The organism is Streptomyces sp. NPDC038707 (assembly GCF_040636485.1).
Taxonomy (GTDB): Bacteria; Actinomycetota; Actinomycetes; order Streptomycetales; family Streptomycetaceae; genus Streptomyces.
Window position 1 is genome coordinate 59,757 of the sequence record NZ_JBEZUP010000014.1, and the last position, 15,629, is coordinate 75,385.

The 15,629-nt window shown below is 74.2% G+C and carries 14 protein-coding genes; 5 read left to right on the top strand and 9 right to left on the bottom strand.

What is annotated here, in order from left to right; translation table 11 throughout:
• Positions 1-203: 203 nt before the first annotated feature.
• From AB0E62_RS20510 to AB0E62_RS20520, 3 genes are all read right to left on the bottom strand, one after another.
• Positions 204-1,643 (bottom strand): GNAT family N-acetyltransferase, encoded by a 1,440-nt coding sequence (locus tag AB0E62_RS20510; RefSeq protein WP_362195361.1) that lies wholly within the window; start codon positions 1,641-1,643, stop codon positions 204-206.
• Positions 1,644-1,823: 180 nt separating this feature from the next.
• Positions 1,824-3,410: an alkaline phosphatase D family protein gene (locus tag AB0E62_RS20515; protein WP_362195364.1), complete on the bottom strand. Its 1,587-nt coding sequence runs from the start codon at positions 3,408-3,410 to the stop codon at positions 1,824-1,826.
• Positions 3,411-3,567: 157 nt separating this feature from the next.
• Complete coding sequence (locus AB0E62_RS20520) at positions 3,568-4,398, bottom strand: alpha/beta fold hydrolase (RefSeq protein ID WP_362195367.1); 831 nt, start codon at positions 4,396-4,398, stop codon at positions 3,568-3,570.
• A gap of 135 nt (positions 4,399-4,533) precedes the next feature.
• On the opposite strand from AB0E62_RS20520, the gene sigJ reads away from it, so the two are divergent.
• Positions 4,534-5,418 carry an RNA polymerase sigma factor SigJ gene (sigJ, locus tag AB0E62_RS20525; RefSeq protein ID WP_362195370.1) on the top strand — a complete coding sequence of 295 codons (885 nt, stop codon included), beginning with the start codon at positions 4,534-4,536 and terminating at the stop codon, positions 5,416-5,418.
• Positions 5,419-5,693: 275 nt separating this feature from the next.
• Positions 5,694-6,455 carry a GntR family transcriptional regulator gene (locus AB0E62_RS20530; RefSeq protein WP_362195373.1) on the top strand — a complete coding sequence of 254 codons (762 nt, stop codon included), beginning with the start codon at positions 5,694-5,696 and terminating at the stop codon, positions 6,453-6,455.
• Positions 6,456-6,635: 180 nt separating this feature from the next.
• Here the strand turns inward: AB0E62_RS20530 and AB0E62_RS20535 are convergent, their stop codons facing one another.
• The 3 genes from AB0E62_RS20535 to AB0E62_RS20545 form a co-directional block, all read right to left on the bottom strand.
• Positions 6,636-7,790 (bottom strand): ROK family transcriptional regulator, encoded by a 1,155-nt coding sequence (locus AB0E62_RS20535; RefSeq protein WP_362195376.1) that lies wholly within the window; start codon positions 7,788-7,790, stop codon positions 6,636-6,638.
• A 95-nt stretch (positions 7,791-7,885) separates the two neighbouring features.
• On the bottom strand, positions 7,886-8,542 hold the full coding sequence (locus tag AB0E62_RS20540; protein WP_362195379.1) for a response regulator transcription factor: 657 nt from the start codon (positions 8,540-8,542) through the stop codon (positions 7,886-7,888).
• Between the two features lie 14 nt (positions 8,543-8,556).
• Entirely contained in the window at positions 8,557-9,711 is a 1,155-nt protein-coding gene (locus tag AB0E62_RS20545) for a histidine kinase (RefSeq protein WP_362195382.1), read from the bottom strand.
• A gap of 107 nt (positions 9,712-9,818) precedes the next feature.
• On the opposite strand from AB0E62_RS20545, the gene AB0E62_RS20550 reads away from it, so the two are divergent.
• Genes AB0E62_RS20550 through AB0E62_RS20560 form a run of 3 tightly spaced genes read left to right on the top strand, consistent with a single transcriptional unit; the run spans position 9,819 to position 11,937 of the window.
• Positions 9,819-10,739, top strand: coding sequence for an ATP-binding cassette domain-containing protein (locus AB0E62_RS20550; protein WP_362195385.1), 921 nt, complete (start codon positions 9,819-9,821; stop codon positions 10,737-10,739).
• 2 nt (positions 10,740-10,741) lie between these two features.
• Positions 10,742-11,452: an ABC transporter permease gene (locus tag AB0E62_RS20555; RefSeq protein WP_362195388.1), complete on the top strand. Its 711-nt coding sequence runs from the start codon at positions 10,742-10,744 to the stop codon at positions 11,450-11,452.
• A gap of 41 nt (positions 11,453-11,493) precedes the next feature.
• Positions 11,494-11,937, top strand: coding sequence for a hypothetical protein (locus tag AB0E62_RS20560; protein WP_362195391.1), 444 nt, complete (start codon positions 11,494-11,496; stop codon positions 11,935-11,937).
• 81 nt (positions 11,938-12,018) lie between these two features.
• Here AB0E62_RS20560 and AB0E62_RS20565 read toward each other — a convergent pair whose 3' ends face one another.
• From AB0E62_RS20565 to purB, 3 genes are all read right to left on the bottom strand, one after another.
• Positions 12,019-13,404, bottom strand: a complete 1,386-nt coding sequence (locus AB0E62_RS20565; protein ID WP_362195394.1) for a cellulase family glycosylhydrolase — start codon at positions 13,402-13,404, stop codon at positions 12,019-12,021.
• A 204-nt stretch (positions 13,405-13,608) separates the two neighbouring features.
• On the bottom strand, positions 13,609-14,103 hold the full coding sequence (mug, locus tag AB0E62_RS20570) for a G/U mismatch-specific DNA glycosylase (RefSeq protein ID WP_362195397.1): 495 nt from the start codon (positions 14,101-14,103) through the stop codon (positions 13,609-13,611).
• A 71-nt stretch (positions 14,104-14,174) separates the two neighbouring features.
• The gene (gene purB, locus AB0E62_RS20575) at positions 14,175-15,617 is read right to left on the bottom strand and encodes an adenylosuccinate lyase (protein ID WP_362195400.1); all 1,443 of its coding nucleotides are present in this window, start codon (positions 15,615-15,617) and stop codon (positions 14,175-14,177) included.
• Positions 15,618-15,629: the final 12 nt, after the last annotated feature.

Genomic DNA, 15,629 nt, shown 5'->3' on the forward strand with positions numbered 1-15,629 from the left:
TACGCCGGAGATCTCCGCGTCATCCGCCCACGGCTGGTTTCAGCTCTCGGCGTGGCCGGGCGGCGCGAGCGGCGGGGAGCGGGGGAGGCGGTGCGCTGAGGGGGCCGTGCGGAGCGGCGGGCCGCGTGGGGAGGGCTGCCGTACGCGGACAGGGGCCGGCCCCCGCGGGGACGGCGCGCGGGGGCCGGCCTCGCCGGTACGGGTCAGTCCCGGTGGGCCGGGTCGGTGAGGCGGTAGGGAGTGACGGGGCCGAGCGGGGACGCCGAGGACTCCGGAGGGGCGTCCAGGCGGGCGGTGATCACCAGGGTGCCCTCCTCGATCTGGTAGTCCAGGGGAAGGCCGAGGGCCCGCATCGTGGCGATCATGCCGGTGTTGGACGCCTTGGTCACGGCGTACACGCTCGCGCAACCGGCCTCCGCCGCCATCCCGACCAGCCGGCCGAGCAGTTCGCCGCCGACACCCCGCCGCTGCCAGTCGTCCTCGACCAGCAGCGCGACCTCCGTCTCGTCGCCGTCCCACAGCAGATGGCCGAGGCCGACGATCCGGCCGGAACCGGTCTGCGCGGCCAGGGTGCGGCCGAAGCGGGGGCTGAGCAGGTGGTTCAGATAGCGGTCCGCGTCGCCGACCGGCCCGTGGTAGCGCAGCCCGAGCGTGCGCGCCGAGCACCGCTCGTGCATCGCCCTGGCCGCGGGCAGGTCCCCGGTGTCGACCCGGCGCACCGTGATGTCGTCGCCCTCGGGCAGCGTCAGGACGTCGTGGCCCCGGGGCATCCGCGGCCCGAGCCGGCCGTCCAGCTCCACCAGCGCCCGGGCGCGCGCGAACTCCGTCGGGGTGAACGGCAGATACGGCCGTTCCACCGTGAGCACCCCGCCCTCGGGCGCCGGCAGCCGCATCACGGTGTCCTCGAGCACCCCCTCGGCCGGCACCGGCAACGGACCCGGGCCCCCGCCGGCCGGTGTGGCGGGCAGCGAACGGATCGTGCACCGGCCCAGCAACTGCCGCAACGCCAACGGAAGTTCGGAGGCGTCCAGCGCGGTACGGGCGGCCAGGCCCAGCACCCGGGTCGGCGCGTCGACCAGATCGTGGGCGTCGGCCCGCTCGATCCACGTGGAGGTGCCCCCGGCCAGCGCGACCGCCCGGGTGAGATCGGCCGCCGGCAGCGCGCCCGGCGCCCGCAGCAGGAACTCGTCCACCGTGCCGTCGGCCAGCGGGTGGGTCTGCAGGCTGAGGATGTCCACCCGGTGCCCGGCGAGCGCCGTGCACAGGGCGGCCAGGGAACCCGGCTCGTCCCGCACCGTCGTCCGCATCCGCCACAGGGTGCCGGGGCCGGTGAGACCGGTCTCCGGGGCGCCGGGCTGCTCGGACGGCCCGGCCGGCCGCGTCACGGCGGTCGGCCGGGCACCGGTATCGCTCACGGGCGGCGCGTGTCCGTGGCGGCGTGACCACCACACGTGGAACCCCGCCGTCGCGGCCAGCACGATCGCCGAGATCACGAGCAGGGCCGGCCCGTCCGGCCCGTGCCCGATCAGGTTGGCCACCGCGTCCGCGACGGCCACCGCCGTGAACAGCGCGGCGAGTTCGACGACGTCCCGCCGCCAGTGGTGCACGGGCCGTCCGTGCCGGGCCCGGGTCACATTAGGCATCTCTGGAGTCATGCGGCCACTGTGCAGGAGGGGTGTTGCGCGATCACGAACTGATTGTGTCCGATGGGTAAAGCATGCTCCGCCCCATTTGTTGCATTTTCTACGGCCGACCGGGCGCCCTCCCCGCTCCGGCCCCCCGCTCCGGCCCTCAGCTCCCGGCCCCCCGGCCCCCCGGTCCGCCTACTGGCCGACCCGCCCCGGCTGGAGCGTCCGGCTGAACAGTACGCCGCCGTCCTGCTCCCGCAGCCGTACCGTCAGCTCGCCGCTGTCCCCGTCGATGTCCACCTCGCCGAAGAACTGGTAGCCGCCGGCCGGCGAGACGTTGGACGCGGCCGGCGCCTTCACGAACACCCGCTCCGGCCCGAACGTGCCGTCCAGCGGACTGGCCGGGAACGCGCCCGCGTTCAGCGGCCCGGAGACGAACTCCCAGAACGGCTCGAAATCGGTGAACGCGGCCCGGGACGGCTGGTAGTGCTGGGCGGAGGTGTGGTGCACGTCCGCCGTCAGCCACAGCGTGCCGGTGATCCGCCGGTGCTTGATGAATCGCAGCAGCTCGGCGATCTGCAGCTCGCGCCCGAGCGGCGCGCCCGGGTCGCCCTGGGCCACCGCCTCGAAGTTCGGCCGGCCCTCCGTGGCGTCCGGTACGACCAGACCGATCGGCATGTCGGCGGCGATCACCTTCCACACCGCGCGCGAGCGGGCCAGCTCCCGCTTGAGCCACTCCAGCTGCTCCCGGCCGAGGATGCCCCGCGGGTCGGTGACCTGGTCGTCCGGCGAGTTGGCGTTGCGGTAGGTCCGCATGTCCAGCACGAACACGTCCAGCAGCGGGCCCCGGCGCAGCACCCGGTACACCCGGCCCTCCCTGGCGCCCGGCCGCAGCGTGGGGATCGGGAAGTACTCGCTGAACGCCCGCCGGGCGCGCGCCGCGAGGACGTCGACGCTCTTCTCGGTGTACCGGGTGTCGGTCGTGGCGATCACCTCGCCCGGGTACCAGTTGTTGCGCACCTCGTGGTCGTCCCACTGGACGACGGAGGGCACCTGGGCGTTGAACGCGCGCAGGTTGGCGTCCAGCAGGTTGTAGCGGAAGTTGCCCCGGTACTCGGCCAGGGTCTCGGCGACCTTCGCCTTCTCCTCGGTGGTGACATTGCGCCAGGTGCCGCCGTCGGGCAGCGCCTGGGTCGCGGGGATCGGGCCGTCGGCGTATATGGAGTCGCCGCTGCACAGGAAGAAGTCCGGGTCCAGCCTGGCCATCGCGTCGTAGATGCGGTAGCCGCCGAGGTCGGGGTTGATGCCCCAGCCCTGGCCGGCCAGGTCGCCCGACCACAGGAAGCGCACGCGGTCCCGGCGGCGCCGGGAGACCGTGCGGAAGGTGCCGGTGACGGGCTCGCCGGTGCGGCGCGGGTCGTCGGGGTCGGCGAGCAGCACGCGGTAGTGGATCTGCTCGCCGGACGGCAGGCCGTGCAGCCGGGTGGTGCCGGTGAAGTCCGTGCCGGTGCCCAGCAGCGGGCCGTGCCAGCGGCGCGCGTCACGGAACGACTCGGTGGCCGAGGTCTCCACGATCATCCGGGCGGGCCGGTCCGCACGCACCCACACCAGGCCGGAGTCGCAGGTCACGTCGCCGGTCTGGACGCCCCAGCCCGCCTCGGGACGGCCGGAGCGGGCGAACGCCGGGGCCGCGCCGAGGCCGGCGGGCAGGGTGAGGGCCGCCGACGCGGCGAGGGAACCGCGCAGAACGCTGCGGCGGTCCGGGAGCGGACGGTGGGACATGGCTGCGCCTCCAGGGACGAGATCCGGCCGGTGTGCGCAGCCACACCTACTGGGGCGGCGCGGCGCGCACGCGAACCGGAGGTGAACTCCGGTCGCCGGCAGAGCCGTCGGCGCCGTGCGTGGCCGCCGCGCCACCGCACCGGTCCGGCGGGACGCGTCAGCGGCTGCCGTCCAGGACGACGCGTGCCACCAGCGCCGGGTCGTCGTTCATCGGGACGTGACCGCAGCCGGGCAGCCGCACCAGCCGGGCGTGCGGGATGAGGTGCTTGGCGCGGATGCCCTGGCGGGGCACGAGGATCCGGTCCCGGGTGCCCCAGGCCACCGTGACCGGCAGGCCCGGCACGTCGTCGGTGAACCGGACGGCGGCGCCCGCCCGCAGGGTCGCGGTGAAGCCGGTGGCCGTCGCGAGCGCGCGTGTCTCGGCGACCACCGCCTCGGGCGAACGGCGCCCGGGGCGGGCGTAGATGGTGCTGGTCAGCGCGGTGCGGCCGGCCGCCGTGCGGGACAGCCCCGCCACCACCGCAGGGGGCAGCCGCCGGGCGATGCCGTGCATCGCGAGCAGCACCGTGAAGGCGTACCGCCGCTCCGCCCGCGACCAGAAACCGGCGGGGGACAGGGCGGTGACGGACCGTACGAGCCTGTCCCGGCCCAGCGCGAGGGCGAGCAGTCCGCCGAGGGAGTTGCCGGCGACGTGCGGGCGGTCCACGTCCAGCGCCTCGAACAGGGCGCCGAGCACGGAGTTGGTGGTGGGCAGGTCGTAGGCCAGGCCGTCCGGCAGCGCGGGCGAGGCACCGAACCCGGGCAGGTCCACGGCGATCACCTCGCGCTCGGTGGCCAGGATGTCCACGACCGGGTCCCAGGCCTGCCGGTGGTGGCCGATGCCGTGCAGCAGGACCAGCGGTTCGCCGCGGCCCACGCGCGCATAGGACACGGTCACTCGACCCGGGCCGTGGGGGGCGGGGACCTGGAAGGAGACGGTCGCGGACATGGGTGCTCCTCGTCTGTGCTGCCGACGGACGCCGTGGACAGCTTGTCAGCAACCGCCTACCGGCGGGTAGCCCCCGGCGGGCGCCGGCCCCGGTTCCGGGTGGACACCGGCGGACGGGTCCGCTGGGATGGGCCCGTGACCGCACAGCCCGCCACCGATGACTTCGAAGAACACCGGCCCCTGCTCATGGGGGTCGCCTACCGCATGCTCGGCCGGGTCGCCGACGCCGAGGACGTGGTCCAGGAGGCCTGGCTGCGCTGGTACCACGCCGACCGCGAGGAGGTGCGCGAACCGCGCGCCTACCTGGTGCGCGTCACCACCCGGCTGGCCATCGACCGCCTGCGCCAGGTCCAGCGGCGCGGCGAGACCTACATCGGCCCCTGGCTGCCGGAGCCGTACCTCACCGAGTTCGCCGGCACCGCCCCCGACTCCGCCGACCGCGCCGTGCTCGCCGACACCGTCTCCCTCGCCGTCCTGGTCGTCCTGGAATCGCTGTCCCCGCTGGAACGGGCGGTGTTCGTGCTCAGAGAGGCGTTCGGGCACCCGTACGCCGAGATCGCCGCGCTGCTGGAACGGACCGAACCGGCAGTACGGCAGCTCGCCGGACGGGCCCGCCGGCACGTGACCGAACGGCGGCCGCGCTACGACGTCGACCCCGTCCGGCGCCGGGAGGTGACCGAGCGTTTCCTCGCCGCCGCCGGCGAGGGCGATCTGGAGGGGCTGATGTCGCTGCTCGCCCCGGACGTCCGCCTCGTCGGCGACAGCGGCGGCAAGGCCAAGGCGCCGGTACGCGTCCTGCACACCGCCGACAAGGTCGGCCGCTTCCTCGTCGGCGCCGCGCGCACCGCCCCGGCCGACCGCGCCCACCGCGTCCTGGAGACCAACGGCGGCCCGGCCCTGCTCGTCCTGACCGGCGGCAGGCCCGACGCCCTGTTCCAGGTGGACATCGCCGACGGCCGCATCACGTCCATTTACATCATGCGCAACCCGGACAAGCTCCGGCACCTCACCGGCCACTGAGCGCCCGGCCCCGAGCCCCCGCCGTCCCGGCGGGGGCTCCGCCGTACCCGCACGTCCCCGCCGTGCGACGGGAGCTTTGCCGCGATGTCACACACACCGGCGCACGCGAACGCCTCATGAACGCTTCGCTGCCGGCCGTCCGGATACCGACGGCGCGGCCGAGGATTGGTCTTGACCAAGGGTGAGCGCCGCCCTATGGTCGCAGAGAAGTGCAACAACCTTTAATAAACAAGGGCGCCAAAAACCGCCGGACCACGGCTCTCGCGGAGGACAGGGTGGGGACCACGCAGCTGGAATCGGTACCGGAACCGAAGTACTGGCATCTCAGGACCGTGCTCAGCGAGGCACTCGACTCCGAGTTCTCGGTCGGCGAGATCCTGCCCAACGAGCGTGATCTGGCCGCCCGTTTCGGCGTGGCCCGCGCCACGCTCCGCCAGGCCCTCGAACAGCTGGAGCTGGAGGGCCGGCTGCAGCGCCGGCGCGGGGTCGGCACGACCGTCGCGCCGCCGCGCGTGGGCGTGGCCGTCGGCACGGAGCGGCACGTCTGGCCCGGCGCCCCCCAGGACGCCTGGCAGCCCGTCGACAGCGCCCAGGCGGTGCCGCCCGCCGCGGTCGCCGCCGCGCTGGAGAGCGGCGCGGACGAAGCGGTCCACACCGTGCGCCGCTCCCGGATGTCCCACGGCCAGCAGGTCGCCACCGAACTGCTGTACATCCCGGCGGCCTCGGTGCCCGGCCTGACCGCGATCGACGCCCCGTCGGGCGCGGCACGCGCGCGTGCGGTGCTGCGGGAGCTTCAGCACCTGCCGCTGGAGGGCGAGGACCGCGCGGTCGAGCTGGGCTCCGCGCGCGCGGACGACGCCCGGGCACTGGACCGGCTCCCCGGTTCCCCGGTCCTCGTCGTCACCACCCGCTTCTTCGCCCAGGGCCGCACCGCCGCCCTGTCGGTGGCGACCTACCGAGCCGACACCTGCCGGCTCACCTTCGGCGACTCGGCCGGCGTCGAAATACATCACGACCCCCAGCAGCGGGCCTCCTGAACTCCCCGCCGCCCGACGGCCTCGGGCGGCACGGGGTGCGCGGTGCGGGGCCGCACGGGAGCCGCGGCCCCGCGACGGACACCTCACGGACAGCGGCACACCGGCCCGCACCCGGCCGGGCCCCGCCCCGCTCCTTCCCGCCGTGCGGTTCGCCGGCCCGCGCCTTCGCCACGGCCTGGCTCAGCGTCGTGCCACCGTGCCGTCCACGGTGAACAGCTGCTCCTCCACATGGCCCAGGGCCAGCCGCAGCGCCCCCGTGGCCACCGCCGCCTCGCCCAGCACCGACAGGGCCACCCGGGGCGGACGCAGGCAGTAGCGGGCCAGTTCGCGGCGCAGCGGCTCCAGGACGCCGTCCAGCCCGGACGCCCAGCCGCCGATCACCACCAGCTCCGGATCGAGCGCCAGCACCAGCGCGGCCACGTCGTGCACCAGCCGCTGGATGTACCGCTCCACGGCCGCCCGCGCCCGCAGATCGCCGCCGCGCGCCAGCGCGAACACCTCGGCGACCGCCTGCTCGTCCAGCGGGTGCAGCGGCTCGTCGGTGGTGGACAGCAGCGCCTCCGGCGTCGCCTCCCGGCCCAGCAGATGCAGCGCGCCGATCTCCCCGGCCGCCCCGCCGTAACCCCGGTGCAGCCGCCCCCCGATCAGCGAACCGGCCCCCGGGCTCAGCCCGGCCAGCACGAAGACCACGTCGTCCGTGCCGGCCGCCGCGCCCTTCCAGTGCTCGGCCAGCGCCGCCGCGTTGGCGTCGTTCTCCACCAGCACCGGACAGCGGAAGGACCGGCTCAGCCGCTCTCCGAGCCGCAGTCCCGTCCACCCGGGCAGCGCCGTGCCCAGCCGGACCGTGCCGTCCGCCTCCACGATGCCCGGCGTGCCGACGCCCACCGCGCGCAGCGCACCGCGCGCGACCCCGGCCCGGCGCAGCAGCTCGGCGACCGCGCCGCGCAGCCGGTCGAGCCGCTCGTCCGCCGGGGCGTCCGCGCCGACCTGCTTGGCCTGTGCCCCCAGCACCCGGCCGTCCAGGTCGGACAGGAGCGCGGCGACCCGGTGCGGCCCGATCTCCAGGCCCAGCAGATGCCCCGCCTCGGCCCGGAACCGGAACCGCCGCGCGGGCCGCCCCTGCCGGCGGGTGCCGCCCTCGTCGGCCGCCGTCTCCACCACGAGACCGGCCTCGATGAGCCCCTCCACGACGCCCTCGACGGTCGGCCGGGACAGTCCGGTGAGCCGGGTGATCTCGGTGAGCGTCGCGCAGTCCGTGGCGCGCAGCGCGTGCAGCACCACCGCGGAATTGATCCTCCGCAGCAGCGAGGGATCGCCGCCGGTCAGCTGCCCCACCGTCCGTCCTCCCAGCTCGCAGGCGTGTTGGCCGGATCGTACTCGGCCGCGGGCACCCCGGCGAGTGCCGGGTTCCGCACCCGCCCGCGGTCCGCTCAGCGCGGCTCCACGAACCCCGACTCATAGGCGGCGATCACCGCCTGCGTACGGTCCCGCGCGCCGAGCTTGGCCAGGACGGCGCTCACATGCGACTTCACCGTCTCGGCGCTCACCACCAGCCGCGCGGCGATCTCCGCGTTCGACAGCCCGCGGGCCATCAGCCGCAGCACCTCCGCCTCCCGTTCGGTCAGCCGGGCCCGCTCCAGCGCGGTCCGCGCCGGCCGGCCGCCGTCGCCGTACCGGGCGGCCAGCCGCCGTACGGAGGCCGGGAACAGCAGCGAGTCGCCCGCGGCGACCAGCCGCACCGCGTGCACGATCTCGGCCGGCCGGGCCCGCTTCAGCAGGAACCCGTCGGCGCCCGCGCGCAGCGCCTCGTACACGAACGCGTCGTCCTCGAAGGTGGTCACCACGAGGATCTTCGGCGGATCGGGCACCGTGCGCAGCACCGCGCGCGTCGCCTCGATGCCGTCCATGAGCGGCATCCGTACGTCCATCGCGACCACATCGGGGCGCAGTCGCCGTACCAGCGGGACGACCGCGGCGCCGTCGGCCGCCTCGCCCGCCACCACGATGTCGGGCTGTGCCTCCAGCACGGCCCGCAGGCCCGCGCGGACCAGGGGTTCGTCGTCGACGAGCAGGACGGTGACCGGCATCCGGCCAGCCTAGATCACCCGAGCGGCAGCTCCGCCCGCACCCGCCAGTCGCCCTCCTTGGGGCCGGTGACGGCGGTGCCGCCGAGCAGCGCGGCCCGCTCCCGTATGCCGCGCAGACCGCTGCCCCGCCCGGGGCCGGGTACCGCGCCGGGCAGCGGATTGCGCACCTCCAGGGCGAGCGTGCCGCCGGCGACCGCGACCCGGACCCGCACCGGCACCGCCCCCGCGTGCCGCAGCGCGTTGGTGAGGCACTCCTGGAGGATGCGGTAGCCCTCGCGGGACACCGGTCCCGGTACGGCCGCCACCGGACCCGTCACCTCGGCGTCGACCTTCGCGCCCGAGGCTCGCGCCGACTCCAGCAGCCGGCCGGCGTCGGCCAGGGTGGGCCGTGCGCTCAGCGGCCGCTCGGCCTCCCGCAGCACGCCCAGCACCCGCTCCAGGTCCTCCAGCGCGGCCCGGCCGGTCTCCTCGACGGCGGCCAGCGCCCGGTCGGTGAACTCAGGATCACCGGCCGTCCGCGCGGCCCCCGCCTGCACCACCGCCAGCGTCAGGGCGTGCCCGATGGAGTCGTGCAACTCCCGGGCGATCCGGGTGCGTTCCAGCAACTGCTCGGTGCGCCGCTCCAGCGCGGCCAGCCGCTCGGCCGCCGACGGCCCGAGCAGCCGGCGCGCGGCGGCCGTGATCAGCTCGCCGAGCCCGACGGCCACGCCGTACAGGACGAGCAGCGGCAGCGGCGTCAGCAGGGCCCAGGCGGGGTGCGGCGGCAGCCGTTCCAGCAGCGGCATCCCGGGCGGCGTCCCGCCCCCTGCGCACCGTGCCAGTTCGAAGGCGGTGACGAGCAGCCACACGGACGCGAACACGGTCACGGCGCCGAGCGCCATGCGCAGCTCCAGCCACAGCACCGTACGCAGCCGGTCCCGCCAGGTCGCCGCGGGCGCCTCGGAGATGCCCGGCTCCGGCTCGCCGGGCGTGAGCATCAGCCGCGCCTGCACCCCTTCGCCCCGCCGCACCGCGGGCAGCAGACCGAGCGGGACGAGGAACAGCGCGGGCATCCACGGCGTCGACGGGTCGATGAAGAGCCAGAGGCTGACCACCAGCATCGGCACCCACAGATGCAGCAGGCGCGTGTACGTCGTCGCGCGCAGCAGCGGATTCGGAAGGCGGGGCATGGCCTCATCGTCGCAGCCGGCACTGACAACGGGCCTCCCCCGCACGGGGGAGAGGGTCCCCACCGGCGGGGGAGGACCCGACGGCAGTGCCCGGCCAGGCTGGTGCCATGACCAGCATCGACGTGCGCGACCTCATCAAGGAGTACGGCGGCCGGCGGGCCGTGGACGGCCTCACCTTCAGCGTCCGCCCCGGCCGGGTCACCGGCTTCCTCGGCCCCAACGGCGCCGGGAAGTCCACGACCTTCCGCCTCGTCCTCGGCCTTGACCGGCCCACCGCCGGCACCGCCACCGTCGGCGGCGCCCCCTACACCCGGCTTCGCGAGCCCCTGCGCCGGGTGGGCGCCCTGCTCGACGCCGGGGCCGCGCACGGCTCGCGCACCGCCCGCGGCCATCTGCTGGCCCTCGCCGCGAGCAACCGGATCCCCGCCCGCCGGGTCGACACCGTCCTGGAGGAGACCGGCCTCGCCGCCGTGGCCCGGCAGCGGGTGCGGACGTACTCCCTGGGCATGCGCCAGCGGCTCGGCATCGCCGCCGCGCTGCTCGGCGACCCCGAGGTGGTGCTGCTCGACGAGCCGGCCAACGGCCTCGACCCGGAGGGCATCGTGTGGATCCGCACCCTGCTGCGCCGGCTCGCGGCCCAGGGCCGCACGGTCCTGGTCTCCAGCCATCTCATGGGCGAGACGGCCGCGTTCGCCGACCACCTGCTGATCCTCGGCCGGGGCCGCCTGCTCGCCGACACACCGGTCAAGGACTTCATCCACGCGCGGGTGCGGCCCGAGGTCCGCGTCCGCACCACCGATCCCACCGCCCTGGCCGACCTGCTCGCCCGGCACGGTCACGACGCCTCCCGCGAGGAGGACGGGGCCTGGTCCGTACGGCACGCGCGGGTGGAGGACCTCGGCCGGCTGATGTCCGAGGCGGGTGTCCCGGTCCTGGAACTCACCGCCCGGGAGGCCACCCTGGAGGAGGCCTACCTCGATCTGACCGCGGCCGAGGCCGAGTTCACCGCACCGCACCAGGAGGCCTGACCATGCCGTTCCTCCCCGTCCTCCACGCCGAGTGGATCAAGATCCGTACCCTGCGCTCCCAATTGGGCGCCCTCGCCGCGATCCTCGTCGCCACCGCCGCGTTCTCGGCGCTCGCCGCGGCCGACGCCGCCGACGCGGACCCGCTGTTCTCGGTGTTCTTCGGCGTCAGCTTCGGGCAGATCGCCGCGATCGCCTTCGGTACGACGGCCGTCGCGTCGGAGTTCCGGGGCGGCGCGCTGCGGCTGACGTTGGCGGCGGTGCCCGGCCGGGGGCGCTGGTTCGCCGCCAAGGCGACGGCGATCGCCCTGCCGGCACTGGCCACCGGGCTGCTCACCGGGTTCGTCACCCTGCTGGTGGGCCGGGCGGCCCTCGGCGCGTCCGCGCCCGGCTGGGCCGAGGGGGTGCGCGGCGCGGTCGGCTGCGGTGTGCACCTGACGCTGATGGCTCTGTTCGCCGCCGGACTCGCGGCCGTGCTGCGCAGCGGGGTCGCCACCCTCTCCGTGCTGATCCCGTTCCTGCTGATCGTGTCCTTCGTCATCGGCGACCTGTCCGGCTCGGTCGCCGACTTCCTCCCCGACCGGGCCGGACAGGTCGCCCTGCACAGCACCTGGGACGGTGCCCTCGGTCCGTGGAGCGGGCTCGGGGTGACCGCGCTGTGGACGGCGGCGGCCCTCGCGGCGGGCGCCCGGTGCGTGAGGCGCAGGGACGCCTGACGGAGGACCAGTTGTCAGTGGTGCCCGCTTTACTGGACCGCATGGACATCGCGGAGTGCCTGAGCCTCATCGAGCTGCTGTGCGTCCGGGAGTTCCCGGCGGCGCCCGGCAGGACGGAGCACGGCGAGAGCGGGCCCGGCTATCACCTGGCCGCCTTACGGAGCAGCGAGGAGTTCTGGGAGGGGGACGGCAGCGAACGGGAGGAGACGGAGGCGCAGTACGAGGCCGACCGGGACGGCCTCGCCGAGCGGCTGGCCGAACGGTGGGGCCCTCCCGGGCACTTCAGTCTGTACAGCGTGTTCGACCGGACGACGGCGGGCGAGGAGGTCGCCGAACCCTGGGCCGGGCTCAGCGGGCATGTCCCGGACGTCCTCCTGTGGCAGGAGCCGGGGACGGGCCGCTGGGTCGCCCTCGGGGTCTCCCAGTGGGACAAGGAACTGCCCTTCCAACTCCTCGGCATAGTGACGGAGACGGACCCGCCGTGAGACGGGTCCGGGCCGAGACTGTTTGGGAGCGCTCCCAATTCACCGGGGCGGGACTCCGGTCCGTCCGGAGCCCCACCGGGGTCAGCTGGTGGGGAAGGAGTCGGCCGTGCTGATGCGGCTCTTGATCAGCGCACCGGACTCGGTCAGCACACCGCTGCTGCTGTAGTCGGTGCCGTCGCAGGCGCCGGGCTTGAGCGCCGCGCTGCTCTCGTTGGCGTCGGAGTAGGTCCAGTTCGCGTAGCTGATCTTCAGCTGGTCGAGCAGGTCCAGCCAGGCCGTGGTGCTGGCCTGGTCCATCGCCCCGCCGCCGGTGGCGCTCACCGTGCCGAACTCGGTGACGAACAGCGGCAGCTTCGAGGCCGCCCGGCTCACCGTGGCGCGGTAGTTGTCCTTGTGGCTCGCGGCGTAGAAGTGGAAGGTGTACATGATGTTGGTGGCGTTGACCGGGTTGTTGACGACCTCGGTCTCGTTGGAGCCGTCCGAGACGCCCAGCGAGGACCAGCCCCGGGTGCCGACGATGATCACGGCGTCCGGGTCGGCGGCCCGGATCACCGGGATGACCTGCTCGGCGTAGTTCTTGATGGCCGTCCAGCTCACGCCGTTGGGCTCGTTGGCGATCTCGTAGATCACGTTCTTCTTGGCGGCGTTGCGGGCGGCGACGGACGCGAAGAACGTCTTGGCGCGGTCCAGGTTGTAGTTCGGGTCACCCGGCGTGAGGGTGTGGAAGTCGATCAGGGCGTACATGCCCCGGGCCTCGGCCATGTCGACGAGGCTGTTCACACGGCTCGTGAAGCCCGCCGGGTCGGTCTCGTAACCGTTCTCCTGCACGTACATGGCGATGCGCAGCAGGTCCGACTTCCAGTCCTTGGCCAGCGCGTCCAGGGCGGCGCTGTTGTAGCACTTGCTGAACCACTGGATGCCGTGCGTGCTCATGCCGCGCAGCTGGATGGGGCGGTTGTACTGGTTGCACAGGTTCACACCGCACACGTGCAGCTGCCCGTTGACGCCCACCGGGGTGCCGTTGCCCGGGTTGGGGTCGGGGTTCGGCGGCGGGTCCTCCACGGAGCCGGTGCAGGCGACGCCGTTGAGCGTGAACGCCGAGGGCTTGGGGTTGGAGCCGGTGAAGGAGCCGACGAATCCCAGGTCGGTCGACGCGCCGGTGGCCAGGGTGCGGTTCCAGTCGACGCCGGTGGCGCTGACCGTGGCACCGGACTGTGACCAGGTGGCGTTCCAGCCCTGGACGAACTTCTGACCGCTGTCGGGCAGGGTGAACTTCAGCGTCCATCCGGTGACCGGGTCGCCCAGGTTGGTGACCTTCACCCCGGCCTGGAAGCCGCCCTGCCACTGGCTGGTGACGGTGTAGTCGACCTTGCAGCCGGTGGCGGCCGCCGCCGGCTGGGGGCTGAGCAGTGCCGTGAGACCCACAGCCGTGGCGCAGGTCGCCAGCAGGGCCACAATGCGTTTCAAAGCGTTCCTCCTCGTGTGAAGCGGGAACAGCACGATGGGAGCGCTCCCAAAGCCCATCGGCCCGAGACCGTACACCGGGAGATCGAGGCGCGTACAGACATCCGACGGTGAACGATGGGGCGCCGCGGGTGATCGCTGCTCAGAGGCGGTCGCACACAAAAGGCGCTACGCGGCCCAGCCCGGCCTTTCGGACATCGGGCGCGGTCAGCCGGCCCTGCCGGCCGCCTCGCGCAGCCGCCGGAACTCCTCCGCCATCGTGGCGGCCGTCCAGTGCGCGTTCAGCCCGCTGGGGTTGGGCAGGACCCAGATCCGGGTGCCGCCGATGGTCCGCTCCTGCGGGCCCACCCGGGCCGTGCGGTCGTCGAAGGCCGCGCGGTAGGCGGTCACGCCGACGACGGCCAGCCACCCGGGCCGCAGCCTGGTCACCTTTTCGGCCAGCAGCCGCCCGCCCTCGGCGTACTCCTCGGCGCTCAGCTCGTCGGCCCGCGCGGTGGGCCGGGCCACGACGTTGGTGATGCCGAGCCCGTAGGACAGCAGCTCGTGCTGCTCGGCCGGCCTCAGCAGCCGGGGCGTGAAGCCGGACAGGTGCAGCACCGGCCAGAACCGGTTGCCGGGGCGGGCGAAGTGGTGGCCGGTCGCGGCCGACATCAGCCCGGGGTTGATGCCGCAGAACAGCACGCGCAGGCCGTCCGCGACCACGTCCGGGACGAGGCGGTCGCGGGCGGCCTCCAGCTCCGCCCGGGTGAGGCGCGGGGTGCGGGGTGCGCGGGTCAGAGGATCGCTCCGGGGGTGTAACCGGCCGCCTCCGGGCGCTGCTTGACGATCTCCTCGATCCGGGCGACGACCGCGCCGACCTGGCCGGCGGCGGCGCCGGTGAAGGACAGCTTGTCGGCCATCAGCGCGGCGAGCTGCTCCCGGTCGAGCGGCAGGCGCTCGTCGGCGGCGAGCTTGTCGAGCAGGTCGTTGCGCTCGGCGCCCTGCTCGCGCATCGCCAGCGCGGTGGCGACCGCGTTCTCCTTGATCGCCTCGTGGGCGACCTCGCGGCCGACACCGGCCCGCACGGCGCCCATCAGCACCTTGGTCGTGGCCAGGAACGGCAGGTAGCGGTCCAGCTCACGGGCGATCACCGCGGGGAAGGCGCCGAACTCGTCGAGCACCGTCAGGAACGTCTCCAGCAGGCCGTCCAGGGCGAAGAAGGCATCCGGCAGCGCCACCCGGCGCACCACCGAGCAGGACACGTCGCCCTCGTTCCACTGGTCGCCCGCCAGCTCGCCGGCCATCGAGGCGTAGCCGCGCAGGATCACCATCAGGCCGTTGACGCGCTCGCAGGAGCGGGTGTTCATCTTGTGCGGCATCGCCGAGGAGCCGACCTGGCCCGGCTTGAAGCCCTCGGTGACCAGCTCGTTGCCGGCCATCAGCCGGATGGTCTTGGCCAGCGACGACGGGGCCGCCGCGAGCTGCACCAGCGCGGTGACGACCTCGTAGTCCAGCGAGCGCGGGTAGACCTGGCCGACGGAGGTGAAGGCCTGGGCGAAGCCGAGGTGCGCCGCGATGCGCTGCTCCAGCTCAGCCAGCTTGGCGTCGTCCCCGCCCAGCAGGTCCAGCATGTCCTGCGCGGTGCCGACCGGGCCCTTGATGCCGCGCAGCGGGTAGCGGCCGAGCAGCTCCTCCACCCGGCCGTAGGCGACGAGCAGCTCGTCGGCGGCGGTCGCGAACCGCTTGCCGAGGGTGGTGGCCTGCGCGGCCACGTTGTGCGAACGGCCGGCCATGACCAGCTCGGCGTACTCGCCGGACAGCTTGCCCAGGCGCGCCAGCACGGCCACCGTGCGGTCGCGCATCAGCTCCAGCGACAGCCGGATCTGCAGCTGCTCGACGTTCTCCGTGAGGTCACGGGAGGTCATGCCCTTGTGCACGTGCTCGTGCCCGGCGAGGTCGTTGAACTCCTCGATCCGCGCCTTCACGTCGTGCCGGGTGACCTTCTCGCGCTCGGCGATCGAGGCCAGGTCGACGGTGTCGAGCACGCGTTCGTAGTCGGCGATCGCCTCGTCGGGCACCTCGATGCCGAGGTCCTTCTGGGCCCGCAGCACGGCGAGCCAGAGCCGGCGCTCCAGCCTGACCTTCTGCTCGGGCGACCAGAGCGTGGCGAGCTCGGCGGAGGCGTACCGTCCGGCGAGGACGTTCGGGATGCGGGGCTTGGCGGGCGCTGAAGTCACGTGTCCAGAGTC